The sequence below is a fragment of the Spirosoma litoris genome (assembly GCF_054776755.1).
The window spans coordinates 72,689-99,396 of the sequence record NZ_BAAHBI010000029.1 but is presented as its reverse complement, the minus strand read 5'-3'; the positions used below and the strand labels follow the sequence as shown (position 1 = coordinate 99,396).

Annotated in this window: 24 protein-coding genes; 13 read left to right on the top strand and 11 right to left on the bottom strand. The window is 47.8% G+C overall.

Annotated features, from left to right (window positions below):
• Nucleotides 1–8: 8 nt before the first annotated feature.
• From ACYVGR_RS17390 to ACYVGR_RS17360, 7 genes are all read left to right on the top strand, one after another.
• Nucleotides 9–1,025, top strand: a complete 1,017-nt coding sequence (locus ACYVGR_RS17390) for a Hint domain-containing protein (RefSeq protein WP_460958910.1) — start codon at nucleotides 9–11, stop codon at nucleotides 1,023–1,025.
• A 189-nt stretch (nucleotides 1,026–1,214) separates the two neighbouring features.
• Nucleotides 1,215–1,673: a RidA family protein gene (locus tag ACYVGR_RS17385; RefSeq protein ID WP_460958908.1), complete on the top strand. Its 459-nt coding sequence runs from the start codon at nucleotides 1,215–1,217 to the stop codon at nucleotides 1,671–1,673.
• Between the two features lie 176 nt (nucleotides 1,674–1,849).
• On the top strand, nucleotides 1,850–4,717 hold the full coding sequence (locus ACYVGR_RS17380) for an ATP-binding protein (protein ID WP_460958906.1): 2,868 nt from the start codon (nucleotides 1,850–1,852) through the stop codon (nucleotides 4,715–4,717).
• Between the two features lie 585 nt (nucleotides 4,718–5,302).
• Nucleotides 5,303–5,701 carry a LytR/AlgR family response regulator transcription factor gene (locus tag ACYVGR_RS17375; protein WP_460958904.1) on the top strand — a complete coding sequence of 133 codons (399 nt, stop codon included), beginning with the start codon at nucleotides 5,303–5,305 and terminating at the stop codon, nucleotides 5,699–5,701.
• Nucleotides 5,702–5,997: 296 nt separating this feature from the next.
• The gene (locus tag ACYVGR_RS17370; protein WP_460958902.1) at nucleotides 5,998–7,206 is read left to right on the top strand and encodes an acetyl-CoA C-acetyltransferase; all 1,209 of its coding nucleotides are present in this window, start codon (nucleotides 5,998–6,000) and stop codon (nucleotides 7,204–7,206) included.
• Between the two features lie 88 nt (nucleotides 7,207–7,294).
• On the top strand, nucleotides 7,295–9,463 hold the full coding sequence (locus ACYVGR_RS17365; RefSeq protein WP_460958900.1) for a 3-hydroxyacyl-CoA dehydrogenase NAD-binding domain-containing protein: 2,169 nt from the start codon (nucleotides 7,295–7,297) through the stop codon (nucleotides 9,461–9,463).
• A gap of 71 nt (nucleotides 9,464–9,534) precedes the next feature.
• A complete protein-coding gene (locus ACYVGR_RS17360; protein ID WP_460958898.1) occupies nucleotides 9,535–10,743 on the top strand; it encodes an ATP-binding protein in 1,209 nt (402 codons plus the stop codon).
• Here ACYVGR_RS17360 and ACYVGR_RS17355 read toward each other — a convergent pair.
• The 3 genes from ACYVGR_RS17355 to ACYVGR_RS17345 all read right to left on the bottom strand — a co-directional run bounded on the left by ACYVGR_RS17355 (nucleotide 10,712) and on the right by ACYVGR_RS17345 (nucleotide 15,502).
• Nucleotides 10,712–11,770: an AraC family transcriptional regulator gene (locus tag ACYVGR_RS17355; RefSeq protein WP_460958896.1), complete on the bottom strand. Its 1,059-nt coding sequence runs from the start codon at nucleotides 11,768–11,770 to the stop codon at nucleotides 10,712–10,714. The two genes, ACYVGR_RS17360 and ACYVGR_RS17355, sit on opposite strands and share 32 nt — an antisense overlap.
• A gap of 79 nt (nucleotides 11,771–11,849) precedes the next feature.
• Nucleotides 11,850–14,600, bottom strand: coding sequence for an outer membrane beta-barrel protein (locus ACYVGR_RS17350; protein ID WP_460958894.1), 2,751 nt, complete (start codon nucleotides 14,598–14,600; stop codon nucleotides 11,850–11,852).
• A 110-nt stretch (nucleotides 14,601–14,710) separates the two neighbouring features.
• On the bottom strand, nucleotides 14,711–15,502 hold the full coding sequence (locus ACYVGR_RS17345) for a GLPGLI family protein (protein WP_460958892.1): 792 nt from the start codon (nucleotides 15,500–15,502) through the stop codon (nucleotides 14,711–14,713).
• A gap of 123 nt (nucleotides 15,503–15,625) precedes the next feature.
• Here ACYVGR_RS17345 and ACYVGR_RS17340 point away from each other — a divergent pair, with 123 nt between their 5' ends.
• From ACYVGR_RS17340 to ACYVGR_RS17330, 3 genes are all read left to right on the top strand, one after another.
• The gene (locus ACYVGR_RS17340; RefSeq protein ID WP_460958890.1) at nucleotides 15,626–17,134 is read left to right on the top strand and encodes a sensor histidine kinase; all 1,509 of its coding nucleotides are present in this window, start codon (nucleotides 15,626–15,628) and stop codon (nucleotides 17,132–17,134) included.
• Nucleotides 17,135–17,137: 3 nt separating this feature from the next.
• Nucleotides 17,138–17,815, top strand: coding sequence for a response regulator transcription factor (locus tag ACYVGR_RS17335; RefSeq protein WP_460958888.1), 678 nt, complete (start codon nucleotides 17,138–17,140; stop codon nucleotides 17,813–17,815).
• Nucleotides 17,816–18,043: 228 nt separating this feature from the next.
• Nucleotides 18,044–18,442, top strand: a complete 399-nt coding sequence (locus ACYVGR_RS17330) for a nuclear transport factor 2 family protein (protein ID WP_460958886.1) — start codon at nucleotides 18,044–18,046, stop codon at nucleotides 18,440–18,442.
• Between the two features lie 12 nt (nucleotides 18,443–18,454).
• Here ACYVGR_RS17330 and ACYVGR_RS17325 read toward each other — a convergent pair whose 3' ends face one another.
• The 4 genes from ACYVGR_RS17325 to ACYVGR_RS17310 form a co-directional block, all read right to left on the bottom strand.
• Nucleotides 18,455–19,030 (bottom strand): ribonuclease HII, encoded by a 576-nt coding sequence (locus ACYVGR_RS17325; protein ID WP_460958884.1) that lies wholly within the window; start codon nucleotides 19,028–19,030, stop codon nucleotides 18,455–18,457.
• Between the two features lie 233 nt (nucleotides 19,031–19,263).
• Nucleotides 19,264–20,325 carry a VWA domain-containing protein gene (locus ACYVGR_RS17320; RefSeq protein ID WP_460958882.1) on the bottom strand — a complete coding sequence of 354 codons (1,062 nt, stop codon included), beginning with the start codon at nucleotides 20,323–20,325 and terminating at the stop codon, nucleotides 19,264–19,266.
• A 5-nt stretch (nucleotides 20,326–20,330) separates the two neighbouring features.
• On the bottom strand, nucleotides 20,331–21,359 hold the full coding sequence (locus ACYVGR_RS17315) for a hypothetical protein (protein ID WP_460958880.1): 1,029 nt from the start codon (nucleotides 21,357–21,359) through the stop codon (nucleotides 20,331–20,333).
• A 7-nt stretch (nucleotides 21,360–21,366) separates the two neighbouring features.
• Nucleotides 21,367–22,227: a DUF58 domain-containing protein gene (locus ACYVGR_RS17310; protein WP_460958878.1), complete on the bottom strand. Its 861-nt coding sequence runs from the start codon at nucleotides 22,225–22,227 to the stop codon at nucleotides 21,367–21,369.
• A gap of 84 nt (nucleotides 22,228–22,311) precedes the next feature.
• Here ACYVGR_RS17310 and ACYVGR_RS17305 point away from each other — a divergent pair, with 84 nt between their 5' ends.
• The 3 genes from ACYVGR_RS17305 (at nucleotide 22,312) to ACYVGR_RS17295 (ending at nucleotide 24,129) form a co-directional block, all read left to right on the top strand.
• Nucleotides 22,312–22,695, top strand: a complete 384-nt coding sequence (locus ACYVGR_RS17305; RefSeq protein WP_460958876.1) for a DUF4296 domain-containing protein — start codon at nucleotides 22,312–22,314, stop codon at nucleotides 22,693–22,695.
• Nucleotides 22,696–22,951: 256 nt separating this feature from the next.
• Nucleotides 22,952–23,764 carry a polyprenol monophosphomannose synthase gene (locus ACYVGR_RS17300; RefSeq protein WP_460958874.1) on the top strand — a complete coding sequence of 271 codons (813 nt, stop codon included), beginning with the start codon at nucleotides 22,952–22,954 and terminating at the stop codon, nucleotides 23,762–23,764.
• Between the two features lie 176 nt (nucleotides 23,765–23,940).
• Nucleotides 23,941–24,129: a hypothetical protein gene (locus ACYVGR_RS17295; protein WP_460958872.1), complete on the top strand. Its 189-nt coding sequence runs from the start codon at nucleotides 23,941–23,943 to the stop codon at nucleotides 24,127–24,129.
• 112 nt (nucleotides 24,130–24,241) lie between these two features.
• On the opposite strand, the gene ACYVGR_RS17290 is transcribed toward ACYVGR_RS17295, so the two are convergent.
• The 4 genes from ACYVGR_RS17290 to ACYVGR_RS17275 all read right to left on the bottom strand — a co-directional run bounded on the left by ACYVGR_RS17290 (nucleotide 24,242) and on the right by ACYVGR_RS17275 (nucleotide 26,702).
• Complete coding sequence (locus ACYVGR_RS17290) at nucleotides 24,242–24,502, bottom strand: DUF167 domain-containing protein (protein ID WP_460958966.1); 261 nt, start codon at nucleotides 24,500–24,502, stop codon at nucleotides 24,242–24,244.
• A gap of 4 nt (nucleotides 24,503–24,506) precedes the next feature.
• Entirely contained in the window at nucleotides 24,507–24,896 is a 390-nt protein-coding gene (locus ACYVGR_RS17285) for a tautomerase family protein (protein ID WP_460958870.1), read from the bottom strand.
• Nucleotides 24,897–25,003: 107 nt separating this feature from the next.
• The gene (locus ACYVGR_RS17280) at nucleotides 25,004–25,906 is read right to left on the bottom strand and encodes an SDR family oxidoreductase (RefSeq protein WP_460958868.1); all 903 of its coding nucleotides are present in this window, start codon (nucleotides 25,904–25,906) and stop codon (nucleotides 25,004–25,006) included.
• Between the two features lie 73 nt (nucleotides 25,907–25,979).
• Nucleotides 25,980–26,702 carry a peptidylprolyl isomerase gene (locus tag ACYVGR_RS17275; RefSeq protein ID WP_460958866.1) on the bottom strand — a complete coding sequence of 241 codons (723 nt, stop codon included), beginning with the start codon at nucleotides 26,700–26,702 and terminating at the stop codon, nucleotides 25,980–25,982.
• Nucleotides 26,703–26,708: the final 6 nt, after the last annotated feature.

The following is a 26,708-nucleotide window of genomic DNA, read 5'->3' as shown; positions in this document are numbered from 1 at the left end:
TAAATAGCATGAAAAACAACCTGTTTTCGCTCTTCATTTTCCTTGTTTGTGCCGTAACAACTCAGTTACTCAGCCAACGCGTTTGGGCTCAGACAGCTTCGGCTTCGATGACCGAAACCCAGCTGAAAGCCATCAAAGCCATTAAAATCGCGAATCTCGATAAGGACACCTATTTCAAATCGGGCGGTTTTATTCTGGATCGCTACGAAGAACGCCCTGCTTACGTGTTTACCTATAGCGATGGCATTACCCGGAAAATCTACCTCTATAAAGTATTCACCGCCGAAGACACCAAGGAGCTTGGCCTGCTGGCGATTTATCAGAACGCCAAAACTAACGAGGTAAAACCCTTTGTTATCCCCGGTGCTTCTGCCGACCGCAAAGCCTGGGATGCTTACATCGACGATCTGAAATATGTCGGCGAAAAAGAACCCGGCCTGATGTCGACACTAACGTTTGTGTTGTCGCGGGAAATGGCGAGTCTACTATCGGGCGGTGGCGCAAAAACTGAAGAAGGCAGTGGCAAGAAAAAAGAGGAGTACAACTTCTGCTTTGCGCCCGATGCTCCTGTAACACTGGCCGATGGCTCGTCGAAAGCGATTAGCGATGTCGCAGTAGGTGATGTTGTTCTTGGTTACGATGCCAAAACGAAAACCCTTATGCCAACACACGTTACCCGCGTAGACACCCACCAGAACACCGAAGGTGAGTTTACGCTAGCCGGTGTATGGATCACTGCCAACGAACTTACGGCCGATAACCGTCCTGCGTTAAGCGCGCCAATTCTAGTGGAAGCAACTGCCAACCACCCTGTTTTGACCGCTTCAGGCGAATCCACACCGGAGCGTAAGGCGTTGGGTGAAGTAAAAACAGGCGACGTTATGTATCGCTACGAAAATGGTAAGGTAGTCGCTTACAATGTCGTAAAGACAGAAAAGGCAGTTCGCTCGGTAAAGCGTGTTTATAATCTAGTGACCGAATCAGGTGCTTACCTAGTTGGTGAAACCGTCGTACTGGACAAATAATTGCCACTTTTTCCCAGTCAAAGGTCCTGTTTAGTCTGCTGAATCAATGATTTGGCTCCTAAACAGGACCTTTTTTAGTAGCAACATACCGTTGCTCTACGATCCCACAACTATAACTTCGTCAATCAATCATAAATTACAGTAACTTCATGTATTTATTGGTGGTATATCAGTAGCTTACTCAATACGATGATGAAGTACTTACGTAGTCTATTCCTCCTGGCAATACTAACGTCGTGTAGTAAGGACGAGCCGGTCGCAACCGTTAAGGTGCCCAGCGGTTATCTTTATAAAGTGGAGCCAGCTATTTCGGGCAAAACAGCTTATATATGTGGCGAACGGCCCTTTAATGACACGGGCGCTTTAGTCGGTGGAACGGATTTAGGTGCTCAGACCCGGCAGGTATTCGACAATGTAAAAACATCGCTGGCAACGGTTGGTATGAGCCTGACGGACGTTGCGCAGGTGACCTATTCGATTAAAGAAGCCTCCGGTGTGACCCAGGTTAGTGCCTCCAAGCTAGAAACTGTAAAAGCCGTAGAGGCAACCTATTTTGCCAAAACACCATCCATTGTAACGGCCAAAGCAGTTTCTCAAACTACTCGCGAAGATGTCCTGATTGAAGTGGAAGTGATTGCCATAAAGTAAACAAGCGGCAACAAAATCGCCCTGAATAGTATCTTTAACCGATCCAGTACGGTGCGTTTAGCAAGTCTTACTCACCAGAATCTGTTTTTGTGATTCAGCCTTCAGCAAACGATATCATTCACACCACGTCTACCTAACTGGTAATACCCCAATCGGGTAGTTTAGTAAAAAGGCATATGAACGCTTGGTCTTCAATCGGTGAGCAATACAGAATTTGGAGTAGCCTCTTCTTTTTCTGTCTTCTGCTGCAACTCCAGGCGAAAGCTCAAGCACCCGTTACACAGTTACCAGCGACCCAGGCTACTAAACCTACGCCTATAGTTTTTCAGTATCTGGTCGACACGACCGATCAGTTGTCCATCGAGCAATTGGCAAATAGTCAGCTCCACTGGAAATCCCCAATTGACCAATCGCTAATTCTGGGGTTTACAACGCATCCAGTCTGGTGTCGATTTACGCTGACGCAGGCCACCGATACAACCCGCAACTACGCGCTGGAGCTAACCAATTTCTACGTCGACAGTTTAACTCTTTACCAACCCGATTCGCTTAAAGGCTGGCATGTTCAGTATTCGGGTGATTGGATACCCTTTGCCCAGCGTACTCCCCCAACACGCTATCCCTCCATTTATATATCGGAGTCGGGCAAGTCTCCTCAAACGTTTTATGCGCGTATACTATCGTCGCAACACCATAGCTATCAGTGGCGAGTGTGGGACCGGGCCACGTTTGTAACGAATCGGCTACCCGATATCGAACGATACGTTATGTTTACACTAGCTACCATGCTAGCTTTATTTCAGGTTGCCATGCTGTTGTTTATGCATCAGTATATTGTTCTTCGCTCTTATGCCATTTTTGCCTTTTCTATTTGCCTGAGCGTACTCTTCGCGACAGGTTTCTCGGGGGTTTTCTTTCCGCATTCTCCTTACTGGACACACACCAGCCATTACGTAACGGTTGGCTTATTACTACCAACGCTGGCCTATTATGTTATTCAGGCATTTCAATTACGCCAATATATGCCGCGCCTGGTTTGGTTATATGTGGTTTTTGGAACAATCGGCCTGTTCTATGCAATCCTGAGTTTTTTTGTGCGCCATCCGTACATCACCTGGGCATTAGTGGCTACCCTGGCGATTATGCTTGGGTTTACGCTGTCGCTTTTGCTGGTTCTGTATCTGCGAAAAATCCGGCCGGCTATCTGGAATGTACTGGCAATGGTTGTCACGCTACCCATTTATACCTACTTCTACGGACGCAATGCGGGTTTCTTTACGGGCTCTCTCAGCGAAGAAACAATCGGTCTAATCATGTTCGTTAGTTTTGCGAGTGAACCCTTTTTCGTGGTGTTAATGCTTTGGCAGGCAACCCGAGAACGCATTAATACCACGAACGTATTGCAGCTCGAACAAGCGCATCGCGAAAACATTCAGGCACTCGACCGACTCAAAACCGATTTTTTCACCAACGTATCGCATGAACTGCGCACCCCGATCACGTTATTGCTGGGGCCGCTACAAACGCTGCACAGTCGCTTTCCCGACAACGAGTTGTACGCGCTCATGCACCGAAATGCCAATCGGCTCCAGACGCTTATCAATCAACTACTCGATCTGGCGAAACTCGATGCCCATCAGGTAAAAAATTCGCCCAGTCCCGGAAACCTGACCGACGACATTCGGGTTTGGGTAGCCCTGTTCGATGCGCTGGCACAAAGCCGATCAGTTACCCTTTCCTTACGACAAAACCAGGTCCATTGGGCTACGTTGTATGATGCTGATAAAGTCGAAAAAATAGTTACTAATCTTCTCAGCAATGCGATCAAACACACGTCAGCTGGTGGATTAGTCGAGGTAGACGCTATCTATAGCCCAACGAATGTGACCATTACGGTTCGCGACACTGGCGAAGGCATGCCTCCAGAGGTACTCTCGCATTTATTCGATCGCTTTTATCAGGCATCGGGCTCTCAGTGGAAAGATATGGGTACTGGCGTAGGACTGGCCTTAACCTATGAACTTGTTCAACTCCTCGGCGGTACGATTACGGTGAACAGCCGCCCGAACGAAGGCTCGTCTTTTTGCGTAATTCTCCCTATTCCGCAAGGCACTGATTTGTTATTCCCTAACGAAAACGACCAATCGAATAAATCATCAGCCACTCACCAACCCATCCAGGAAGCATCAGTCACGCCAGAAACTCTGTTGTTATCCGAAGCAGACCCTTATCTTGACTCCCCGGATACACAAACCGACAAACCGTTGTTATTGCTGGTTGAAGACAACGACGATCTACGCGCCTATGTCCGCTTAATTCTGGCTCCGCACTACACACTGCTCGAAGCTAGTGACGGGCAACAGGGTCTGGAAATGGCCCTCGACGCACTCCCCGATCTGATTGTGACGGATTTGATGATGCCTCAGCTCGATGGGCTGGATATGTGTCGCGCCCTACGTGCAGATACCCGGACTGATCATATTCCGCTGGTTATGCTCACCGCCAAAGCGAGCGTTCAAAACCGGCTAATTGGTTTCGAAACGGGTGCCGACGATTATCTTACCAAGCCATTTCTACCCGCAGAGTTACTGGTACGCTTGCTGAACCTGCGTCGTAGGCAGGCAACCCAACAAGCCTATTGGCAACGTCTCTTCGCCAGTTCGGTTTCACAAGCAGAGCCAATCGCCCCCGAAGAAGTTGAGGTAGTAAGTCAACCCCTTCCCAACACATCCCCGTTTATAAAGAATCTCTACGCCATTCTGGAACAACACCTCGACCAGTCTGATTTTGACGTAGATCAACTGGCCGACGCGCTGGCCATGAGTAGCCGTAATCTTAATCGAAAGCTAAAAGCGCTGCTAGGGTTTAACACGCGCGAAACCATTCGTCATTATCGACTCCGGCGGGGCAACGACATGCTGGAGCAAGGCAGTCAACCAACCCAGGTAGCTTACGCGGTTGGATTCGGTAGCCTGTCTTCCTTTGGCCGGGCTTATAAGGAGCAATACGGCTACGCACCATCGGCAAAAAAACACAACGCATAGCTGGTTGCTCGGTGTATTTTTCCGAATAGCCGAACGGCATCACATTTTCTTCAACAGCACAATTACCCGTGCAGGTTTAGATATCTGTGACCAGTATGACCTCGGTGGGGTCACACAAAATATATGTTAATATAATTCTGCTCGATTGCATAAGTACACCATTTTAGTCAATTCAATACAAAAAATCATAAAAAGAGTGCCTTTAAGCAGAAAAGAGCAAACATATGGCCATTTGGGTAGAGCTTTTGTCCGATTCGGTAGAGTCCGTTAAGTAGCCCATACCGAATTTTGATGGTACAAAAACAGCAGCGGGTACGGCTTCCATCATAGCTCGATAAGCAGAGTTGCTAGCACCCATGCAGTCACGTAAGAACCTTTCTCTTTTCACTAATCTAATACGGGTATGATTACCTCCGATTTCTTGTTTCCGTTCCACACTTATAGGCTCCCAAAGGCTCCGTCTCGCCCGCTTCGCAAGCGTCCATTTCCCAACAAACGAGTTAATCCCGTTGGCCTGTACCTACCGGCCCCTGGCAGTTGTCGCCCTGGCTTATTTTCGGCTGTTTCCACCTATTCATCCACACTATGAAACGTTCAGCAGCCGCCCAACTTCAGCATAATTTTGACCCGACTCAGGTAATTTACCTAGCGGGCGACGTTAATTATTGTTTCGTTTATCTGCTCAACGGCGAACGGATTCTATCGAGCCGAACCCTAAAATGGTACCATACCCGATGGCCTCATTTTGTCCGTATTCACAAAGGATACCTGATTAACCCTGCGCATGTGCATCGTAGTGTATTGACGTCGCCCATCATAGCGTCTATCATTATGTCCAATGGAGCTTCACTTCCTGTGGGTCGCCGACGTATCCCTGAGATCATGAATCAACTGGAGAAGTCGTCACCAAAGCGACTCTCTCGCCCTCACATTGGTAGAGTTAACCGTAACGCTAGCATAAGCAGGCCACTAATGGCCACCTGATATAAACCCCACCGTAATTACCTATTCTCGAAAATAGACTAAAATTTAACCTATAAGTAGCTGATAAAGAAAATTGTAAGCCAATATATGAGGCTTGTATAGACTCCCTTCCGGGTTAGATGAGTGATGGAAATCCCCTTTGGCAATTGACCGGATGGGATTTTTTGTTTGCCCTAATCAATGCATCTAGCCTTACTATTGTTTTCATGCGCACTCATTGCCTGATTCAGCTTTTGCGTTTACTTTTGTTTGACCGAAAACGTATGCATGCATACTAATTTCACAACAGCAAAATCATGGCCGAAGCTTTCATTTATGATGCCGTCAGAACACCTCGTGGGCGAGGTAAAAGCGACGGTTCGCTGCATGATGTGCAGCCTGTTCAACTCCTTACCAGCGTTTTACGCGAACTCCGCGACCGCAACCAGCTCGACACCTCGCTCGTGGATGATGTGATCATTGGGTGCGTAACGCCCATTGGTGAGCAAGGGGCCGATATTGCCCGCACGGCTGCGCTCGAAGCCGGTTATGACGAGTCGGTAGCGGGGGTGCAACTCAATCGCTTTTGCTCGTCTGGTCTGGAAGCCATCAATATGGCCGGGGCTTACGTAATGTCGGGGCAGGTCGATGCGATTGTGGCCGGTGGAGTCGAATCAATGTCGCGGGTGCCGATGGGATCGGATGGCGGAGCCCTGTTTATGAATCCGCAGATTGTAGCCCGTCATAATATTGTACCACAAGGCATTTCGGCCGATTTGATTGCGACCAAATACGGATACACCCGCTCGGATGTAGATAGTTTCGCTGCGGAGTCGTACCGCCGGGCCGTAGAAGCGCAGTCCGCGAATCGATTCGCGAAAACGATGATGCCACTCAAAGATGAAATCGGCATTACCGTTCTCGACCGAGACGAAGGTGTTCGCCCTGGCACAACTGCCGAAAGTCTGGGCAAACTGAAACCTGCTTTTGAGAGTCTGGGCCAGATGGGACTAGATGCACTGGCGCTGCTCAAATATGCCGAATTCGACAAAATCAACCACGTTCACCATGCTGGCAATTCCTCACAGATTGTCGATGGAGCTGCTGCCGTATTGGTAGGTAGCCAGGAATTCGGCGAAAAATCAGGGCTGAAACCACGTGCCCGGATTAAAGCTTTCGCGATTGTGGGTTCTGAGCCAACAATCATGCTAACCGGTCCCATTCCAGCCACTCGCAAAGTACTCAAACGGGCGGGCATGAGCATTAGTGATATTGATCTGTTCGAAGTCAACGAGGCCTTTGCTGCCATTCCGATGCTGTTTATGGACGAATTTGGGGTCGATCACAGCAAGCTCAATGTCAACGGCGGAGCCATTGCATTAGGCCACCCGCTGGGGGCAACAGGCGCCATTATTTCGGCCACCCTCATCGACGAACTCGAACGCACCGGCAAACAATTCGGTCTCTCCACCCTCTGCATTGGGGGCGGCATGGGCATCGCAACTATTTTCGAAAGAATCAATTGATATATAGGATGTATAGTGTATGATATAGAGCTCACGCAATCGACATATATCATACACCATACATCCTATATCCTACATCATCCATCCAATGATAAACTACACCCTCGACCAAGATATAGCGATCATTTCGTGGGAGATGACGTCGTCTCCCATGAATGTCCTCAACGACGAGTCCATCCCTCAGTTTGAAGCGGCTTTACAACGGGCTTTTGCGGATGACTCCGTGAAAGGACTGATTATTACCTCCGCCAAGCCCGAGTTCGTGGCTGGCGCCGATCTAAAAATGATCCTGCGAAACAACGATAAAGATCCGGCCGAGATGTTAAAAGTCTCATCGGAATTGAACCGCGTATTTCGCAGCATCGAAACGTCTGGGAAGCCAACTGTTGCCGCCATTAACGGGACAGCTCTCGGTGGTGGTTACGAAATCTGCCTGGCCTGTCATCACCGGGTAGCCCTGAATAATCCGAAAACGGTCATAGGGCTGGTCGAAGTCACCATTGGGTTATTGCCGGGTGCCGGTGGTACGCAGCGCCTTCCGCGCATGTTGGGTATTCAGACAGCCTTGCCGCTTATTCTGGAAGGCAAAAAAGTAGGCGTTCAGGAAGCGAAAAATCTGGGCATGGTTGATGACATTGCCGATAGCCCAGCCGAAATGCTGGAAAAAGCCCGCGCCTGGATTGACGCCAACGGAACGTCCGCCCGGCCAAAACCGCTCAAACCCTGGGACGAAATCGATCGGAAGACTGGAAAAATTATTGGCAAAGACAATTTCAAAGTTCCAGGTGGTAACATTCAGAGTGTTGTTGGCGCGCAAACCTTCGGAGCTGGAACGGCCATGCTGATGGATAAAACCAAAGGCAACTATCCGGCTCCACTCGAAATTATGGCTTGTGTGTACGAAGGTCTGCAAGTCAATATCGACCGGGGGTTGATTATTGAAGCCCGCCATTTTGTGAAAGTAGCGACGTCAAAAGTGGCTAAAAATCTCATCCAGACTATGTTTCTGGGGATGAACGAAGCCAACAAAGGTGCCAGCCGTCCAAAAGATCAGCCCAAAACAGATGTTAAGAAACTCGGAATTCTGGGCGCGGGTCTGATGGGGGCAGGCATTGCCCATGTATCGGCCCAAGCTGGTATCGAAGTTATCCTGAAAGATGTATCGATCGAAGCGGCCGAGAAAGGTAAAAACTACTCACGCCAGTTACTGCAAAAAGGGGTTGAGCGAGGCAAGGTCGATGCCAGTAAAGTAGAGGGCATCTTAAGCCTGATCAAGCCAACGGCTTCGGTGCAGGACTTACAGGGCTGCGATCTGATTATTGAAGCTGTCTTTGAAAACCGTGAACTAAAAGCGCAGGTCACAAGAGAAGCCGAACCTATGCTGGCCACCGATGGCCTGGGTATTTTCGGCTCGAATACCTCTACCTTACCCATTAGCGGACTAGCGCAGGCATCGGCCAAACCTGAAAATTTCATTGGCATCCATTTCTTCTCGCCCGTCGACAAGATGATGTTGGTGGAGATTATTATGGGTAAACAAACGTCGGATTACGCGTTGGCAGTTGCCATTGATTTTACCCGCAAGATTCGCAAAACGCCCATTGTGGTTAACGACTCGCGTGGCTTCTATACCTCGCGCTGTTTCGGCACGTATTCATCCGAAGGAATGGAGTTGCTGAAAGATGGCGTGAACCCGATTCTGATTGAAAATGGCGGCAAAGACGCTGGCATGCCCGTTGGTCCATTGGCCGTAACCGACGAAGTAGCGCTGGATTTAGTCTATAAAATTGCCAGTCAGGGCATCAAAGACGGCGCCATTCGCGAAGACGACACCAGTTATCAGGTTGCCAAACAATTCGTTGATCTCGGACGATTGGGTAAGAAATCGAAAGCGGGTTTCTACGACTACGCCGACGACCGAAGCAAGAAACTCTGGCCGGGTTTACAGGATATTTTTCCGCAGACCGCCCAGCAACCCACGCTCGATGAAGTAAAAACGCGACTGCTCTATCGACAAGCCATCGAAGCGGTTCGCTGTTTTGAGGAAAATGTTGTGCGTACAAAACTAGATGCCGACCTCGGCTCTATTCTGGCCTGGGGATTTCCAGCCTACACAGGCGGAGCCTTATCCTTCGTGGATTTCGTCGGTCTCGAAACCTTCGTCAACACCTGCGACCGGCTAGCCGATGCCTACGGCGAGCGTTTCCGCCCAACGGAGAAATTGCGTGCGCAGGCTGGAAGTAAGGAGTTGATTTAGCGTACATCTAGGTATTTACAATCATAAAGTATTACTTTGTGTACATAATTTTACACACAAAGTAATACTTTATGATTGTAAGGGCTCTTTATAGTGATCTGGAAGCTCATTTGACGAAAAAACAGGCAACTGTTATTGTGGGCATGCGACGAGTTGGGAAGACTACAGCGCTGCATCATTTGCTTGCTAAAGTACCGCATACCAATAAGCTCTTTCTGGATTTGGAGAAAGCAGAGAACAGGTATTTGCTTAATCAGCCTATGTACCGTGATATTGAACTGGACTTACAGATTCAGGGAATTGATCTATCCAAACCGGCGGTAATTGCTATCGACGAAATTCAGTTAGTCAAAAACTCGCCTAGCGTTATTAAGTATCTATATGATACCTATTCGATAAAATTTCTACTAACAGGCTCAAGTTCATATTATCTCAAAAATCATTTTTCGGAAAGCTTAGCGGGTCGAAAGCGTATTTTCGAAATGTTTCCACTAAGTTTTCCTGAATACGTAGCGTTCTGCGACGAGGATACGAGGATTATCAACCAGTTTGCTCGTCAGCCCTTTAACCAAACCTATTATCTGAAATACAAAGCCTTCTACGAAGCTTATTTACAATTCGGTGGCTTTCCAGAAGTAGTGCTGGCAGAAACAGATGACGATCGAAAAAGCTATTTGAGTGACATTATCAACGCCTATATCGAATTGGATATTCGGCTCTTGTCTGATTTCTCAGTAAGCGACAACTTAGTGCGGCTCGTTCGCTTAGTAGCTGCGCATACTGGTAGCAAGCTCGACTATCAGAAAATTGGAAGCCTGATGGGCATCAGTCGTCAAAAAATCAAGGACTATCTGACATTGCTTGAACACACGTATTTTATTCAGATGGTATCCGCTTTTAGTCGAAGTGCCGACCGCGATATTGCCCAACAACGAAAAATCTACGTGGCTGACACAGGCCTATTGAATCAACTGGCGAAAATAAGTGGTGGGCAACTTTTTGAAAATGCCATAGCTAATCAATTACATTGGCTCGGCACCGTACAGTTTTATCAACGAAAGTCTGGCCAGGAAATTGACTTTATTCTGAATGAGAAAGTAGCGGTAGAAGTAAAAGAAACGCCTACACCCATTGATTTGAAAACCTTACAAAAACGGGCAACAAGCATAGGCTTAACAGAAACTATCTTGGTTAGTCGACACCCGGCTCCTGGCGATTTTAAGGATTTTGTATGGGGTGGCAATTTGGTTAATCTACCTGGTGCGAGTATCTACTCGTGACATACGGAATTGTGCCAACATGCTGTTTCCGATAACTAACCGGCGTGGTGCCCGTCCAACGCCGGAAAGCCCGATTAAAGGCACTTAGTTCGTTGTATCCCAGAATATACGATACTTCTTTTATAGGATACTGGCCTGCCTGCAGGTAATGCAACGCTAACGATTTTCGGATTGAATCGGTCAGTTGCTGATAGGTTACGCCTTCTTCCTGCAATTTCCGCTGCAAGCTCCGACTACTCACATTCAGATTAGCCGCAATAGCATCGAGGGTTGGAACGCCCAGATATGCGTTCGCCAACAGGAAATGACGAATCCGTTCACTCAGCGATTTGGTATTCGTGTAGGCTTCATCCAATGCACTCACTTTTCGCAACAAAACGGCCTGTAAGTCATAATCGGCGGCCAGAATGGGCTCATCCCAAAACTGGCTATCGAGTTCCATCTCATACGTCGAAACGTTTTGAATAGAGTGGCACCGCAATACCCGTTCATATTCAGCCAGTTCGACCAGCTCAACGGGAAGCTTGACTGTAAGCGGCTGTATTTTTTTCAGAATAAGCCCATCCACTTCATGCAGGGTAAACGCCAGGAAGAAATCCATCACCTGACGAAACATCAGCGGAGATTCTCTTCGCGCCACCGCCGAAGGAATGAATCGAATGATGAAGGATTTCTCGTTGCGGGTTACCTCCATTGTCAATAGATCGGTGATTAGATGGGAAAAAGCCGCAGCATGGGTCAGTGCTTCGCCAATCGTACGACTATGCCGGATGAGTTCGCCCACAACACCCAGCGCCGACACCTGCAACGACTCACCAAAATGAAGACCAAACAAGGAATCATTACTCAATTTCGTGGCAGTCAGCCAAAGCGCATTGATTTGTTGCGTGGTTGGACCAGGGCTAGATTCACTCCTAAGTTCCGTCAGATCAAGCCCTGAGCGATTACACAACTCGGCCAGATCGACATTCTTCTGGACAGCATAAGCCAATAAATTAAGCGCCAACCGTTTCTGATAATCCTGCATAATGCAAAGCTACAGAAATAGAACCTGCTGTTTTTCCGCTGGCGTAAAATGGTAATAGATTGGCGGATAAGGCCTAATCTTACACCCCAAATTTTCGGAGGTTATAGACAAAGCTAACCATAAAATAGCGCGTCAGAACTCGGCTTTGGACGTCTTCTACGTACGAATCGCCCGTGTTTCGAATGACACTTCGGTTCTGGTTCAGCAAATCGAACGCCTGAACACGAAACTCTCCCTGTTTTGCTTTCAGAAACTGCCAGGCAAGGGCTGCGTTCCAGAGCATAAATTGCTGGTTGTAGCCAGTTGTCCGACCCGTTGTGGCCGTATAAGTCAAATCGCTGGTAAGGACGAAATTGAACGGGAGTTGCCAGTGAACATCGGCCGTTGCGTACTGCGACCAGAAGGCTGAATTCTGCTTTGACAGGAGCGAGTAGGTGGCCGTCTGATAACTAATGGTACCACTGAGACCATAATCCAGTTTGCCGTTATAGGCCGATTGCAACCGCACACCCTGGCCCAAAAATACATTTTTAGCCTCGTTGGTCTGGTCATTGATTAAACTAATTGCCCGACTGAAGCTAGCATTCGTTGTCAATGTAAGCCCCAGTTTCGTTGGCTGAAGCGTACGGCCAATCGACAGTGATCCGTTTGCTGCCACATACCCACCCGCATTAATGGGCTGAGTTGTTTGGGCGCCAGCGCTATTGATCGTTGTGGTTGTACTGATGCGATTAGCACTCTGATTCAGGCTGGCAAATAAAAACAGGCTTTTTCCTCCGGTCCCACTCGATCCATTGTAGGTCAACGTAAGGTTATTATAATACTCCGGTCGAAGGTCGGGGTTGCCTAGGCGGATAGTCAACGGATTGGCATTGTCGACAATAGGTTGTAATTGTGTCACCGAAGGCGGAGTTATCCTCGTCCGATATTGCAACCGAAGGCTTCGGTTTCTCGAAAACGTGTAGCTAAACAGCGCATTAGGAAGCAGATTCAGATACTGACGACTCCTACTTGTGTCAACAGAGCGATTGTCAACCTCTAAATTGGCCTGTTGCAGATCGAAACCCAGTGCATACGTATACCGAAGTCGGCGCGTCTGTAAGGTGGTGCCGATGCGGTGTGTTGCAAAAAGGCTACTGAAGTGATTGCTTAAAGCAGCATTGGGCTGGTCATATTGTTCCGTTGCTTCACTCGCATCAATCACATCGCGCTCGGCTCGGTTTCGATTGACTGCGTAGGCGTACCGAAGTTCTAATTTTTGCGTGAGCGACAGGGGCTCTGTCAGCGATAGGGTCAGCGTATTCTGGAGCGAGTAGCTATTCTGGCGATTACGCTGGTTCAGTCGGATTGTAGTCAGCGGAGTCGTCCCTGTCGAATCATAGAATTGATTAATCGACTGATTGAGGGCATTCGTCAGCCCATTTGTCAGCACAGTGTTCAAGTTTACCGATAAGGTTCGTCCTTCTTTACGAAATTTCCGCATGAGTAACAGGTTATTATAGCCATTAAGACCGTCGCCGGTTGAACCATAACGAGTGTCGCCATCGTTGAGCGCCTGCCCCGTCGGCAAATACGACCGACCTGTAATCCGGCTATCGTAACCAGTAGTTTGCCACGAAACGTTCGGGCTTATACGTAAGCTGGTTAGCGAATCAAGTTGCCAATCCAGCCGACCATTGAAGCGATGCGTTGTCTGGCGATTTTGCGAATAGGTATGCTGATCGGTCAGGAATGATCGGTCGGGTAGCACATTTTCCCGCCGACTTTGCTGATCGGTTGTGGTGATGGCCTGATTCAGAAAATAACTCGACGACAGTTCTGCCCGCTTACCTACTTTATCCCGAAAATTGAGCCCTGCGGCCTTGATTTCAATAATATTCGTTGGTGATTGATTGGCCGAAAGGTCAGTGCTACCTGGCCCACCAACTGTTATGGGACCACCCGTGCCGCCACCGAGCGTAAAGTTCTGCTGGTTCAGGTTATTGGCCTGCCCAATCAGCGATAACTGTCGGCCCGGTCCGTCGCCACGGTTATTAAAACGATTCAGGTTTAATCTTCCCTGATAGCGCTCATCAGTCCCTGTACCAATGGAATTCTGTCCGAAATAGCCTTTCTGCTTGTTTCGCTTAATGGTGAGGTTAATGGTGCGTTCGCGATTACCATCGTCGATACCCGAAAACTGAGACTGATCCGATGACTGATCGTAGAGTTGAACCTTATCGACAATATCGGCAGGAAGGTTTCGAGTAGCCATTTTGGGGTCATTTCCGAAAAAAGGTTTGCCGTCGACCAGCACTCGATTTACGGTTTGCCCCTGCGCTTTTATCGTGCCATCACGTGCTACCTCAACACCGGGCAGTTTTCGCAGAAGCTCTTCCACCTGCGCATTGGGTTGCGTTTTAAAGGAACCCGCATTAAACTCTACGGTATCGCCCTTAACGGCAACGGGGCTGCGTTCTTGCCTGACTGTCACTTCATTAAGTGTGCTAGCCTGCTCAGTCATTCGTATGGTCCCCGCATGGATCGGCGTTTCGCGACCGACAGTTATGTACGATGACGCGTTTCGGTACCCTAGAAACGTCACCAGAATACGGTAACGACCTGGGCCGACATTGCGGAGTCGGAATTGGCCATCGCCGTTTGTAATGGTGGCATCTACATAACTGGAATCTCGATCCGTCATCAATGAAACGGTGGCCATTCGTAGGGGTTTCCCACTAACCGAATCGACTGCAACGCCTATGACTTCAGCTCTCCCAGATACTTTTTGGGCAAACGTAAGCCCGCTTCCAGCCAGTAGCAGGAGGACAAAAAGAGAGAAGGATTTCATCTTGTATTCAGTATATAGAATTTTTTCTGACAGGATTTACAGGATAAACAGGATTGGTCCTATTCAGAAAAATCCTATTTATCCTGTAAATCCTGTCAGAAAAAAGTGGATCAGTTTCGTTCACCCATCATTATCTGTTGCTGAAAATCAGCGGTGGCCTTTTGGCGGAGGTCGGCTAGTTGCTCAGTCGTGACGGATTGAGCCTCTGTAGGTGGTTGCACGTCTTTTGCATCGATAGCCGATAAATTCACTTTGGTGGCTTTAAATTGTTCGCGGCTACTTTCGATCAGTAACGCTACGCCCGTTTCAGGAGTTAGCTCACGAATGGGTGAATAGGTAATGGGTAATTCGGTCGTAAACCAGACCGTATACGTTTCGTTTTTGAACGGTACGATAGCTTTTCGGCAAGTGTAGCCCGCAATCTTCTTGGTCTGATCGGTCAATTGCCAGCCCGAAACGCGTTGAATAGGGGCATCGGCTCGATACGTTTTAGCGTCTTTGTCTTTCCCCACTGTCATTATGGTAACCGTTTTTTGATTAGCCAGATCGACGAAAATCTTCTCTTCGAATGGACGACCAAAATTCGTATTTCGCGGAGGCCCGCCACCTGGACCACCCGGACCTACTGCCCGAATAGTAATACCTTGCTCGTCCCGTGTTTCTTTAGCGTATTTATCGGTAAACGTCACCTTCTGCCCAAAGGTCCGTGTATCAGGAATATCGGTCGGAAAATTAGGGTCGCCGGGTTTGACCTGTTCACCATTGATCACAATACGTATCGCCGACAGGTCTACTTTTCGAGCTGCTTCATAACTGATCAGACCAGTTGTTTGCGCCAACGTGGGTCGTGTGGCGGCCAGTAACAAAGCGAGGATAATGGTTAAAATAACATGCGTTTTCATACACAATCGTCTGATTTGATTTGACGAATCAAAGGTCAGGTGATCGTTTGTAAAGCACTGCTATATAATGTTAACCAGTGTTAACAGTGATACAAAGGCCATTTGCACGACGTAGATTTGTATATGACCCGACGCATACGTTCGATTTTCTGGCTAATGACAGCCTGCATTGTGGGCATCAATGCCTTTCAGGGATATTGGCTCTGGACAACCTACCAGCTCAATCGGCAGCAGTTTGTCCGTACCGTTCAGGATGCCTTAGTACAGGCACTGGAGCGCCAGCAGGTGATTGATACGAAACAACTGATGCGTAAGCAACCACCGGGGAAACCGAAAAGAACCCCTACGAAGGCAGGCTCGGAAACCCGAATCATTGTGCGTCGCTTCGATAACCCTCAGGCAGCATCTCGCGCAGGAGAGACCCGAGTTTTTGTTCAAAGACATAGTGATAGTTTGCACGCAGACAAATCGCCCGAGCGGCTTGTGGTTACCTATAATCGAATTGATCCTGTAAAGCTTCAAGACCCTGCCGATACACTCGCCCGGCGCATTTCCAAGTTAGTCTTACTCGACTGGGCCGCAGGTACTATTACGAACCTGGGCCATCTGACGGTTATCTATAAAGACGAACTTCATCGCCGAGCCATTGACACCGAGTTTCAGCTCGACACGTTAAGAATCCGTTCTCAGCAAACTCATCAGCAAGGCAAGGATAACATTTTTATTTTTCGACGGGACATCAATCCTCAGGCTGTCAAAAACACCAATGTTCTACAAACAACACCCGAGCCGTTGAATCCCTTACAAAACCTATTTGTACAGGCAACATTCAGTACACCAACATTTTACCTGCTTCAACGAATGGGCTGGCTCTTGGGGAGTTCTGTGATTTTATTGATCCTGACAACCAGCTGTTTTCTGTTTATGCTGGCTACTATTCTACGTCAGAAGAAGCTATCAGAAGTTAAAAATGACTTCATCAACAACATGACCCATGAGCTGAAAACGCCCATTGCAACAGTATCCGCAGCCGTCGAAGCACTCCAGAATTTCGGCGTCTTGAACGATCCGCAGAAAACCCAGACGTACTTAACTATCTCCCAAAATAACCTGCAACGGCTATCAGATCTGGTCGAGAAAGTACTGAATCTGGCCGTCGAAGAAAAACGTGATCTGGTCTTACACCCCGAATCCATAAAACTGGCCGATCTGACCAATGACCTGATTACCAATCATCGGCTTCGGGCGTCTAAACCGCTGCATGTGGTGACCCATATACCATCCGAAGCTACTATTTCCGTTGATCGTATCCATTTTAGCAATGCCCTGAACAATCTGATCGACAATGCAATAAATTATTCTCGTGATCAGGCTGACATTAGGCTAACATTTCAGCAACGACCTAACGATGGCTGGAAACTAGTTGTAGCCGATAATGGTATTGGTATTCCGAAAGCGTATCAATCCGCAATTTTCGACCGTTTTTTCCGGGTTCCTACGGGCAATCTACATCCCGTAAAAGGATTCGGTTTAGGGTTAGCCTACGTACAGCAGGTGGTCGAACGACATGGTGGACGAATCCGAGTGCAGAGTGAGCTGGGCAAAGGGAGTGAATTTATACTAGAATTTTAACGTATGCCGACTGTTTTGCTGATTGAAGATGAAACTGCTTTGGGCATGATTGTTCGTGATAGCCTCGAAGTGCGCGGGTTTACTGTACTGTATGCCAGCGAAGGAATGGAGGGTTTAGCGCTCTTCCGGCAGCATCAACCCGATATTGTTGTGGCCGATGTTATGATGCCACAGATGGATGGATTCACACTAGCCGAACACATCCGCCAGGATAATCCCGATGTGCCAATCATGTTTCTGACAGCTCGCTCCCAAACCGCCGATGTTGTCCGTGGCTTTGAGCTAGGTGGTAACGATTACCTCAAAAAACCCTTTAGTCTGGATGAGCTAATCGTTCGGATCAACGCGTTACTACGCAGAAAGCCCTCCCCGCAGCCAACGGCAACTCCGCTGTTAACCATTGGTCGTTATCAATTCGACCCTTCGAAACAAAAACTCCTGTTAGGTAGTCAGGTTACGCTTCTGTCGCACCGGGAAGCCGAACTACTTCGGCGTCTTTATGAACAACGCAATCAGGTCCTCGAGCGCAGCGCTGTATTGATGGAGCTTTGGGGTGACGATTCGTTTTTCAACGGGCGTAGTCTGGATGTATTCATCACCAAGCTCCGACGGCATTTACGTGACGATCCACAGATTCAGATTATCAACATTCGGGGTATTGGCTATAAGCTGATTGTTTGACCAATATATCTCCCTATTTTCTACTGGCGCCAAATGGTAATTGTGTGGCGGTTTGGGGTAAAACTCAGCCGCGATACGTCCGGTACTTTTGTCAAAAAAAACGCCATGAAACCAATCATCATTGCTCTCCTGCTTAGCCTGGGCAATTCAGAAAATGCTCCCAGGCCCAATCATCAACAGCCTGACTCATTCAATCAATCATCACATAAACAACCCAAAATAACCACTATGGAAACACAATCAATGCAAGTTGTTCGTACGTTTTTAACCGCTATTCAACAGGGCGATCAGGCCAAATTAGCTGCCCTTATCCACCCAGCCATTGAATGGAACCAGCCGGGGAACAACCGTTTTTCGGGCACCAAAAAATCGGGCACCGAAGTCTTTCAAATGGTAGGTGGCATGTTTCAGGCAACCGATAATAGTTTGGCCTTAACCGACATAAAGGTGTTAACAGCCAACGGCAACAGTGTCGCCTGTCTGGTTCACTGGAAAGCCGTGCAGCCCAACGGCGGTGTCCTCGATGTGGATAATATCGACGTATATACCGTAGAGAACGGCCAGATTATAAAAGCCAAAGTGTACTCGGCCGATGTAGCGCAGGAAGATAATTTCTGGCTGAAGTAGCCAATAAACGGTCTATAGTAATCGAAAGCTCATCCGGTGGTACTTCGTTGGCCCGAACTGCCGGATAGCTTCTCGATGGACAGGTGTTGGATAGCCTACATTCTTCGCCCAGCCATAGGCAGGAAACTCTAGTCCTAGTTGAGCCATGAGGTCATCACGATACGTTTTAGCCAGTACGGATGCGGCTGCAATGGACAAATAGTGCGCATCGCCTTTAATAATGCAGGTGTGCGGAATCATCGGATAAGGCACAAACCGATTGCCATCGACTAGCAGATGTTCCGGCTTGATCATCAATGCATCGACAGCTCGGTGCATGGCCAGAAAACTGGCTTTTAGAATATTGATCTGGTCGATATCGGTATGCGATACTTCGGCAACAGCCCAGGCCAGCGCATCGCGCTCAATGTCTTTTTTCAGTGTTTCCCGCTGCAGGTGCGATAACTGTTTCGAATCGTTCAGAATCGGGTGCGTATAATCTTTGGGTAGGATAACCGCAGCCGCTACTACGGGTCCAGCCAGACAACCCCGACCAACTTCATCTAAGCCCGCTTCAACAGCCTCGGCATTGTAATATGATTTCAGCATGGTTTCATGTTCAATGTTCCAAGTTTCAAGTTCAATGTTTCATGCTCCAAGTTTATTGAGGCTACTAACCTAGTACTCGGCCAATTTAGTTTCTATCGATTCTTTGGATTCTATCATCTTTGATTATCAGCACAATAGGACCAACCGCGGGGCGGCCCCGAGAATCTATAAAATCCCCTAGAATCTAGTTTGCCAAAGCCCTAGAACATGAAACATTGAACTTGAAACAATAATCAATCTTCCAGCACATTGCCAAAAATTGTGTTTTTCCACAGCAGTGCCAATAAGAGAAACGCGATTCCCCAGTACAGATAAATGCGGTAAAAATCCTGCACATCTTCATAAACTCGGACGCGAATTGGTGATTTTTCCAACTGGTTAATCTGCGCAAATACCGACTGCAGTCGGCGGACATCAGTTGCCCGGAAAAAACTTCCATTGCCAATCGTTGCAATTGTTTTCAGGATACCTTCATCAACGGTCGTGGCTTGCGAGGCCGACGTAACCAGGCGCCCGACAGCAATGGTATAGAGTTTAATATCAAACGCTTTGGCCAGTTTCGCGGCTGTAACTGGGTCGAGATTCCCCGCAGTATTATCACCATCGCTCAGCAAAATAATAAGCTTGCTCCGCTTATTTCCTGTCTGCGTCGTATCTGTTAACAATGGGGCGTGTTCACGCATTCGATTGATACAGCGAGCCAGTGCATCGCCAATAGCTGTACCCGACGTCCGAATCATATGGCTATTCAGATCATTCAAGTATTGCGTCAATAATCCATAGTCTGTTGTCAGTGGGCAAAGTGAGAAAGCTTCTCCGGCAAAGACCACTAGTCCGATTCGGTCATTTTTTCGACCATTCACAAATAGCTGGGCAACCCGACGCGCGGCTGCCAGGCGATTGGGAGACATATCCGTTTCGTCCATCGACTCCGAAACATCAATCGCCAGCATAATATCAATACCTTCCGATAGTTCCTCGCGCTGTGTTCGCACAATTTGCGGGCGAGATAACGCAATCAACAGAAAACTGCTGCCTATAAATACACTTAGCGGCAATAGGTACCGTAATAAACTAAGCCACGAACCACGCGCCTGAACGCGTCCGGTAGGCGTTCTGGCATAAAGCTGACCCGTCGATATATTTAGTCGTTGCTGTGAATTCCGGTTCAAATAATACCGAATGAGAAACAGGACCGGAATGGCCGGAATCAACGATAAAGCTAATGGATAGACTACATGAAATTGCTGCCATTGCGCTGGACTTAGCCAGTGAAGTGAATACCAGGGTTCCATGTGATTCAGGAGATAGTTGGCGTTTCGGTCGATTGACTTGTGGGTTCGGAGTCCGTATCTGCAGTCGTCTGCACACTGGCCCGACTCCGATGGTACGCATTGGTTGCCACCTCGCCCAATAGCCGTAAGGCAGGCAGGGATTCGGGCGAATAGGTTCCTCCATAAATCATTCGATCAGCTTCACGCAGTGCATTAGCAACCCGTTCGTCATTTATTCGCACCGCTAACTCGGGCGTAGTTAAGGATGTATACGGCTGTTTATCAAGACGCTCTAGATACGACTTCCACATAACAACAGCCTGATTCGCAATCTCGGCAGCTGTATAGGAATTAATCGTCCGGGTAAGCCGATTATAATCATTCAGAAACACCAGATGCCTACGTTTCAGCTGATAAAGTCGCCACTGCCGCTTGATCGCTTGCCCGAACAGTCCGTATAATAGTAATGTCGTCAGAGCTATCGAGATGACTCCCAGGGCCAACGCCCAATAATTAAACTGCTGCTGAAGCGTAACCAGATTTGTATCGGTAGTGAGTTTTGGTCTATTTAGTCGCAACGAATCTACTTTTGCCAGAGGCAGCTTCGACCGTAAAAAGACGGTATCAATTAGCGTCCATTGCGCCGTACAATCGGTCTCATTGATAACTCGAATGGGCACACGCAATAACTGAATAGAGTCCGTTTCGAACGAAACCAGGGTGTATACCGCGCTATCACGGCTGACCGCATCAAAGCCAATTCCATTGGTCTCTGTAGCAAAAACAGTCACTTTCTGCACCCGATAAGGCGCAAAGTGTTTGGCTGTATCTGGAAATAATACATCGACTATCGGAGCGTGCCGATAGGTTACTGCATATTGGAATGGACGCCCTATTTCAATGCTATCGGTCAGAAAATAGCCCGATAATGGCGATTTACGTGCCGGTATCTTCTGAATCAGTGATAGAGGTGGGGCAGGGCGCGCCGGTTCGTTCGCCCGAATTGACAGGGGTACTAGTAGCAGGAAAAGAATAAGTCGAATGGCGTATGTCACAACTATGTTATTTCCTCACTCTAAATAATTCGACAAGTTTTGGCACAAAGTCCTCCTGCGAATCGAGCGCGAGGTAATTGGCATTGTACTGTTTGCAAAGTCGTTCCAAGCGAATCTGATTCTGGCGAAATGTCTCATGCAGGCCGTTCCGAAACGACATTGACGATGTATTGACCCACACCGTTCGGCCCGATTCGGTATCGTGTACCGGAATAATGCCCAATCGGGGCAGATTCACCTCCCGCTGATCGTATAAATGAATAACGACCAAATCGTGCTTTTTGGCCAATGCTTTCAGGTTATGCTCGTAATTAAGGTCAATAAAATCGGAAAGCAGAATCACCACACTCCGTCGCTTAAGCGCATTGAGGGTAAATAAAAGCGCATCGGCAATACTCGTCCGGCTCGACTCCGGCTGCAACTTAAACAGACTCATAATCAACTGATAGCCCGTTTTGAGTCCATTACCTGGCTTTATGTAACGCTCTTTCTTTTCCGAAAAGCAGTACAGACCCACATGACTGGCTTCGCGAATTGCCGACATGGCCAACACGCCACATACTTCTTTGGTAGCCATCAGTTTGTCGCGGTGGCGTGGCCCAACCTGCTGCGACGCACTCACATCTACCACAAAAAACACTGTCTGGTCTTTCTCCTCCCGAAACACTTTTACAAACGTACCGTGTCCTTTCGACGAAACGTTCCAGTCGATAGCCCGCACATCATCGCCATACTGGTATGTTCGTAAATCACTAAACTCCAAACCAGTACCCTTGAAAATAGAGCGAAAACTTCCGCGCATCTGCGAGTTAACTGCCTTGCGGATGCGGATATCGAAATTACGAAGCCTGGCCAAGAACTCGTCCATACGAAACCGGCGTTATACTATTTTAACAACCAATCCCGAACTTTGCCCGTAGGGATTAGCTTACAAAGCTATCGATTTAAACGTATGCATCTAAACCGATTTTGCACTCATCTGTGGATTCTGTTCCTAAGTGGCTGGCTGATTATGGCCTGTACAGCCCCGGAAGATGAAAAGCCGGATAGGCTGATTGACATGGATAAAATGGCCGATATCCTGACCGAAGTCCACATGGCCGAATCGCGTGTGAGTCGCCTGGGTTTAGCCTCCATTGACTCCTCAAACATTGCTTATAAACACCTGGAAACGAATATCTTCAAGAAATTCGGAGTGGACACGGCTGCTTATCGAAAGAGCTATATTTTCTATTCGTCGCACCCTAGAGATATGGAAGTTATCTATAAGCGGGTTACCGACAATCTACAAAAAAAGATTGACGTCAAAAAGGGGCAACAACAGGCAAAAGGTTGATAAAGCAGACCCAGCCACATATAGTTACGGAATAGCGTATTGATAGAATATGGTTCGTAGAACTTATCTATTTGACAATGTGGTTACCAACTGATATGGTAACGTATCTTTGTCTTACTGGATGCAAAAAGCGCAGAAATTAGCCCAACAATTAACTAATAGTAAGGGCATTAACAATTTTTAATGATTATCTTGTACAAAAACCACTTGTTTTGGTGTTGTAGAGATAATTCCTACTTACAAACCTACTTGTACCGTGAAAGAGCGATTAGTCGTTATCCCAACCTATAATGAAATCGAGAATATCGAAGCGATCATTCGGAAGGTGTTCAGCCTTTCGACGTCATTCGATATACTCATTGTGGACGACGGCTCGCCTGACGGGACCGCCCAACGCGTCCGTGATTTACAGGAAGAATTTCCGCCTACCGGTTCTTCGGTGCGGGGTTCGCTCCCTAAGCTGCACCTGCTCGAACGCCGAGGCAAATTAGGGCTAGGCACCGCTTACATTGATGGGTTTAAGTGGGCATTGTCGAGAGGCTATCAATATCTGTTTGAGATGGATGCCGATTTCTCGCACAATCCCGAAGACCTGATCAAGCTTTATCACGCTTGTGCCGACGAAGGCCCTGAGCGGGCCGATGTGGCCGTAGGTTCTCGGTATATTCGGGGAGTTAATGTAGTAAACTGGCCAATGGGGCGGGTGTTGATGTCGTATTTCGCCGGTGTCTACGTTCGGTTTATCACAGGCATGTCGATCATGGACCCAACGGCTGGTTTCGTGTGCTACCGAGCTGAAGTACTGGAGGTGATTCTGCATAATCCAATCAAATTCGTGGGGTATGCCTTCCAGATCGAGATGAAATTCACGTGCTGGAAATACGGGTTTCGCATTAAGGAAGTCCCCATTATTTTCACTGATCGTACACGAGGGGTCTCCAAAATGTCGTCCAAAATTTTCAAGGAAGCGGTCTTTGGTGTACTCCAGATGAAAATCAGCAGTTTCTTCCGCCATTATATTCCCCGTCGGGAGAGTGTGAAGAAGGTTGAAGAGCCGGTTGGCGTATAGGGGTTTCGATTAATCATACGCTCGAAATATAAAGAATAGATTCAGCTCTGACGATTCATCCGCTGAGTTAGCAAAAGCTGGTTAGGTGAGATTATGATAATCTCACCTAACCAGCTTTTGCATAAAAGATTTGTGTTTTGCGGGTGCCTTAAGGCTTTCTTCGCCAGACCTGCGTTATGGTGATCAGCACACAAACAGGTCGACAATCTGCCCCTGGCATCGAAGCCGTGAATGTTGTAGTAGCCGGAGCGCCAATTCCCGCACTGTTTCGAGTTACAGCCGTTACAGTTCTGCTCACGGGAATAACCGGAAGCAGGTTATTCTACCGTAAATCGTCACGCATTAAGCCTGTTGATGTATTGTAAGCAGCACGTGCAGATTTAGGACAGCCAATGGGTCTACTACCGTGATGGCTGTGGTTACGTGACACTAACGGGAGCTATACACGTCAACGGGACTGTGCTGACAGTAGTTCAATTAGGCTAGTGTGGCTAGAAAACGCTCGTAGGCTTCCGGCGATATCGCAATCTCAATCCGTTTATGCGGATTGGTAAAACCAGCAACAATCGTTACGTTCGATTTGGCAATATCCAGTTGCTTGGCGAGGAATTCTACTAGATAGGCGTTGGCTTTCCCATCCTGTGCAGGAGCCTTGATTTTGGCATTGAGTTGCCCGGCAGCATCGTAAAAGAGCTGATCAACCTTACTTCCGGGCTTGGCTTTCAGGTGAAGCGTCACGAGATTATACATTAACGGTATAGCTAAGCTTAATTTCGTCGCCCGTCATACCCCGAAAACCCCAATTATGCGCCGGACTTTCCAGAATACAGATTTCAATATCTGTAACCGCCAGCCCAAGTTGTTCTCCAATGCGCTCGTAGAGTAGATGAATCAACTTCTTTTTAGTTTCTACGGTGCGCCCTTCCATCATCATAAATTCCAAAATGATGTAACGTTCGGAAGCGGTGGCTGGCCGAAAAAAATCATCGTTATCGAGGTAAAAAAATCGGTGTGCTCGTTTATCGACCGGAAACTGGAGCGCATCGACCACACTGGTATGAATCACCTCCGAAAGTTGATTCCGAATGGGCAGGAGATGCTCACGAACGCCATAAATTTTAACCTGACTCATATTTATAAATGGATTCTCTCGATTCTGTTGATTCTGCCTAGATTCTGTTGCTCAAAAGCATCAATAGAACCCAAAGAATCAACAGAATCCGAAGAACCCCCAGATAGCTATTTATTGAGCTGACTCGCTAATACGGCAATTCCTTCCTCGAAGGTGTGTGGGTCATAACCAAGCACCGTCCGGGATTTGTCTAAAATAAATCCTGTACGAGGAGGCCGACGAGCCACCTGCGTAAACGTGGAGGCATCAGCCTGCGTAATCAACGATTTATCAAGATTGAAATAATCAGCGGTTCGAATCGCCATTTCATAAGGGGTCAGAACCTCTTTGCCCGATATATTGAAAATACCTTCGGCCTCCTGATCGGCAATGAGGTAGCAGCCCATAGCAAGGTCTTCGGCCAGGGTTGGGCTACGCCACTGATCGGTTACGACTTTGATCGTTTTACCATCTTCCAGCGACTTTTTCACCCACAAAATAATGTTACTTCGGCTCATATCATGGGCAATGCCATACACAAGCACAGTTCGGGCAATAGCCCACCGTATATCAGAGTGCTTGACCGCCGATTCACCCGCCTGCTTACTCCAGCCATAAAAACTGATTGGATTAGCTTCAGCCGTTTCATCATAGGGACCCGCAGCCCCATCGAATATAAAATCGGTTGAAACATGGACCAGAAAAGCGCCTACAGTGCGGCAGGCCTCAATGATGTATTCAACTGCCGAAACGTTCTGCGCCCAGCAGGCATCTTTCTGAATTTCACACTTATCCACATCGGTCATAGCTGCCCCGTGGATAACTACGTCCGGCTGAACTTCCGTGATTACATCCAGCACCTGCTGCCGGTCTGTAATGTCCATTGACCGGTAGGTATATCCTTCCGAAAACGGTAAGCGGTTATCGCCCCGCGCCGTGGCTACTAACTCAACGTTAGGCTGCTTCGTAAGCAATCCAACTAATTTCTGGCCTAATAAGCCATTGGCACCAGTAATAAGTATTTTTTTCATAAATAGAAGTGAGGAGCGAGGAGTGAGGAGCGAGAAGTACGAACACGAATAGATTTTTCGCGGCAGTAATTCCTCACTTCTCGCTCCTAACTACTACATACTGATAATTATACTGCTTTGTAATTTTCTTTTTCTTAATCCACTCGCCGGTCATCGTCATGCGAATATCTTTATCCGGGCGATTCATTTCGTTGCGAGGCTGTTTGGCAATGCTATCAACAATGGCTAAGCCATCAATTACTTCGCCAAAAACGCTGTAGTTGCCATCTAAATGCGGAGCGCCACCAAGCGTTTTATAAACCTGTTTTTGTTCATCAGTTGGCAAACGCCCTTTCATGGTTTGAATGCGATCCAGCTGAGTTTGCAGACTAGCGTCATCCCAAACACGTCCCTGCACGATATAAAACTGGCAACCGCTCGATGCTTTTTCAGGATTACCGTCGCGGGCAGCCGCCAAAGCGCCTTTTTTATGAAAGAGCGACGGGACAAATTCTGCCGGAATTTTGTAGCCCACATCACCATTTCCGAGTGGCTGATCGGGCTGGGCTTGCTTCGATTTTGGATCGCCCCCCTGAATCATAAACAGAGGAATAATTCGATGGAATAACAGGCTATCATAAAACTTCTGATTAACGAGCTTTATGAAGTTTTCTTTATGCTGGGGCGTTTGGTCGTATAGCACCAGCCGCATGGTGCCAAATGTAGTATTGAGTGAAACGAGATAGTCTTTCTTCTTCCGATTTTGAGCAACAGAAAGAATGGGAATCAAGAAAAGCAGAACCAGAAATTTGCGCATAGATGA

Excerpts from the sequence above, each read along its gene's own strand:
- ACYVGR_RS17390 (WP_460958910.1), top strand. The coding sequence starts at position 9 with ATGAAAAACAACCTGTTTTCGCTCTTCATTTTCCTTGTTTGTGCCGTA.
- ACYVGR_RS17385 (WP_460958908.1), top strand. The coding sequence starts at position 1,215 with ATGATGAAGTACTTACGTAGTCTATTCCTCCTGGCAATACTAACGTCG.
- ACYVGR_RS17380 (WP_460958906.1), top strand. The coding sequence starts at position 1,850 with ATGAACGCTTGGTCTTCAATCGGTGAGCAATACAGAATTTGGAGTAGC.
- ACYVGR_RS17375 (WP_460958904.1), top strand. The coding sequence starts at position 5,303 with ATGAAACGTTCAGCAGCCGCCCAACTTCAGCATAATTTTGACCCGACT.
- ACYVGR_RS17370 (WP_460958902.1), top strand. The coding sequence starts at position 5,998 with ATGGCCGAAGCTTTCATTTATGATGCCGTCAGAACACCTCGTGGGCGA.
- ACYVGR_RS17365 (WP_460958900.1), top strand. The coding sequence starts at position 7,295 with ATGATAAACTACACCCTCGACCAAGATATAGCGATCATTTCGTGGGAG.
- ACYVGR_RS17360 (WP_460958898.1), top strand. The coding sequence starts at position 9,535 with ATGATTGTAAGGGCTCTTTATAGTGATCTGGAAGCTCATTTGACGAAA.
- ACYVGR_RS17355 (WP_460958896.1), bottom strand. The coding sequence starts at position 11,770 with ATGCAGGATTATCAGAAACGGTTGGCGCTTAATTTATTGGCTTATGCT.
- ACYVGR_RS17350 (WP_460958894.1), bottom strand. The coding sequence starts at position 14,600 with ATGAAATCCTTCTCTCTTTTTGTCCTCCTGCTACTGGCTGGAAGCGGG.
- ACYVGR_RS17345 (WP_460958892.1), bottom strand. The coding sequence starts at position 15,502 with ATGAAAACGCATGTTATTTTAACCATTATCCTCGCTTTGTTACTGGCC.
- ACYVGR_RS17340 (WP_460958890.1), top strand. The coding sequence starts at position 15,626 with ATGACCCGACGCATACGTTCGATTTTCTGGCTAATGACAGCCTGCATT.
- ACYVGR_RS17335 (WP_460958888.1), top strand. The coding sequence starts at position 17,138 with ATGCCGACTGTTTTGCTGATTGAAGATGAAACTGCTTTGGGCATGATT.
- ACYVGR_RS17330 (WP_460958886.1), top strand. The coding sequence starts at position 18,044 with ATGGAAACACAATCAATGCAAGTTGTTCGTACGTTTTTAACCGCTATT.
- ACYVGR_RS17325 (WP_460958884.1), bottom strand. The coding sequence starts at position 19,030 with ATGCTGAAATCATATTACAATGCCGAGGCTGTTGAAGCGGGCTTAGAT.
- ACYVGR_RS17320 (WP_460958882.1), bottom strand. The coding sequence starts at position 20,325 with ATGGAACCCTGGTATTCACTTCACTGGCTAAGTCCAGCGCAATGGCAG.
- ACYVGR_RS17310 (WP_460958878.1), bottom strand. The coding sequence starts at position 22,227 with ATGGACGAGTTCTTGGCCAGGCTTCGTAATTTCGATATCCGCATCCGC.
- ACYVGR_RS17305 (WP_460958876.1), top strand. The coding sequence starts at position 22,312 with ATGCATCTAAACCGATTTTGCACTCATCTGTGGATTCTGTTCCTAAGT.
- ACYVGR_RS17295 (WP_460958872.1), top strand. The coding sequence starts at position 23,941 with ATGGTGATCAGCACACAAACAGGTCGACAATCTGCCCCTGGCATCGAA.
- ACYVGR_RS17285 (WP_460958870.1), bottom strand. The coding sequence starts at position 24,896 with ATGAGTCAGGTTAAAATTTATGGCGTTCGTGAGCATCTCCTGCCCATT.
- ACYVGR_RS17280 (WP_460958868.1), bottom strand. The coding sequence starts at position 25,906 with ATGAAAAAAATACTTATTACTGGTGCCAATGGCTTATTAGGCCAGAAA.
- ACYVGR_RS17275 (WP_460958866.1), bottom strand. The coding sequence starts at position 26,702 with ATGCGCAAATTTCTGGTTCTGCTTTTCTTGATTCCCATTCTTTCTGTT.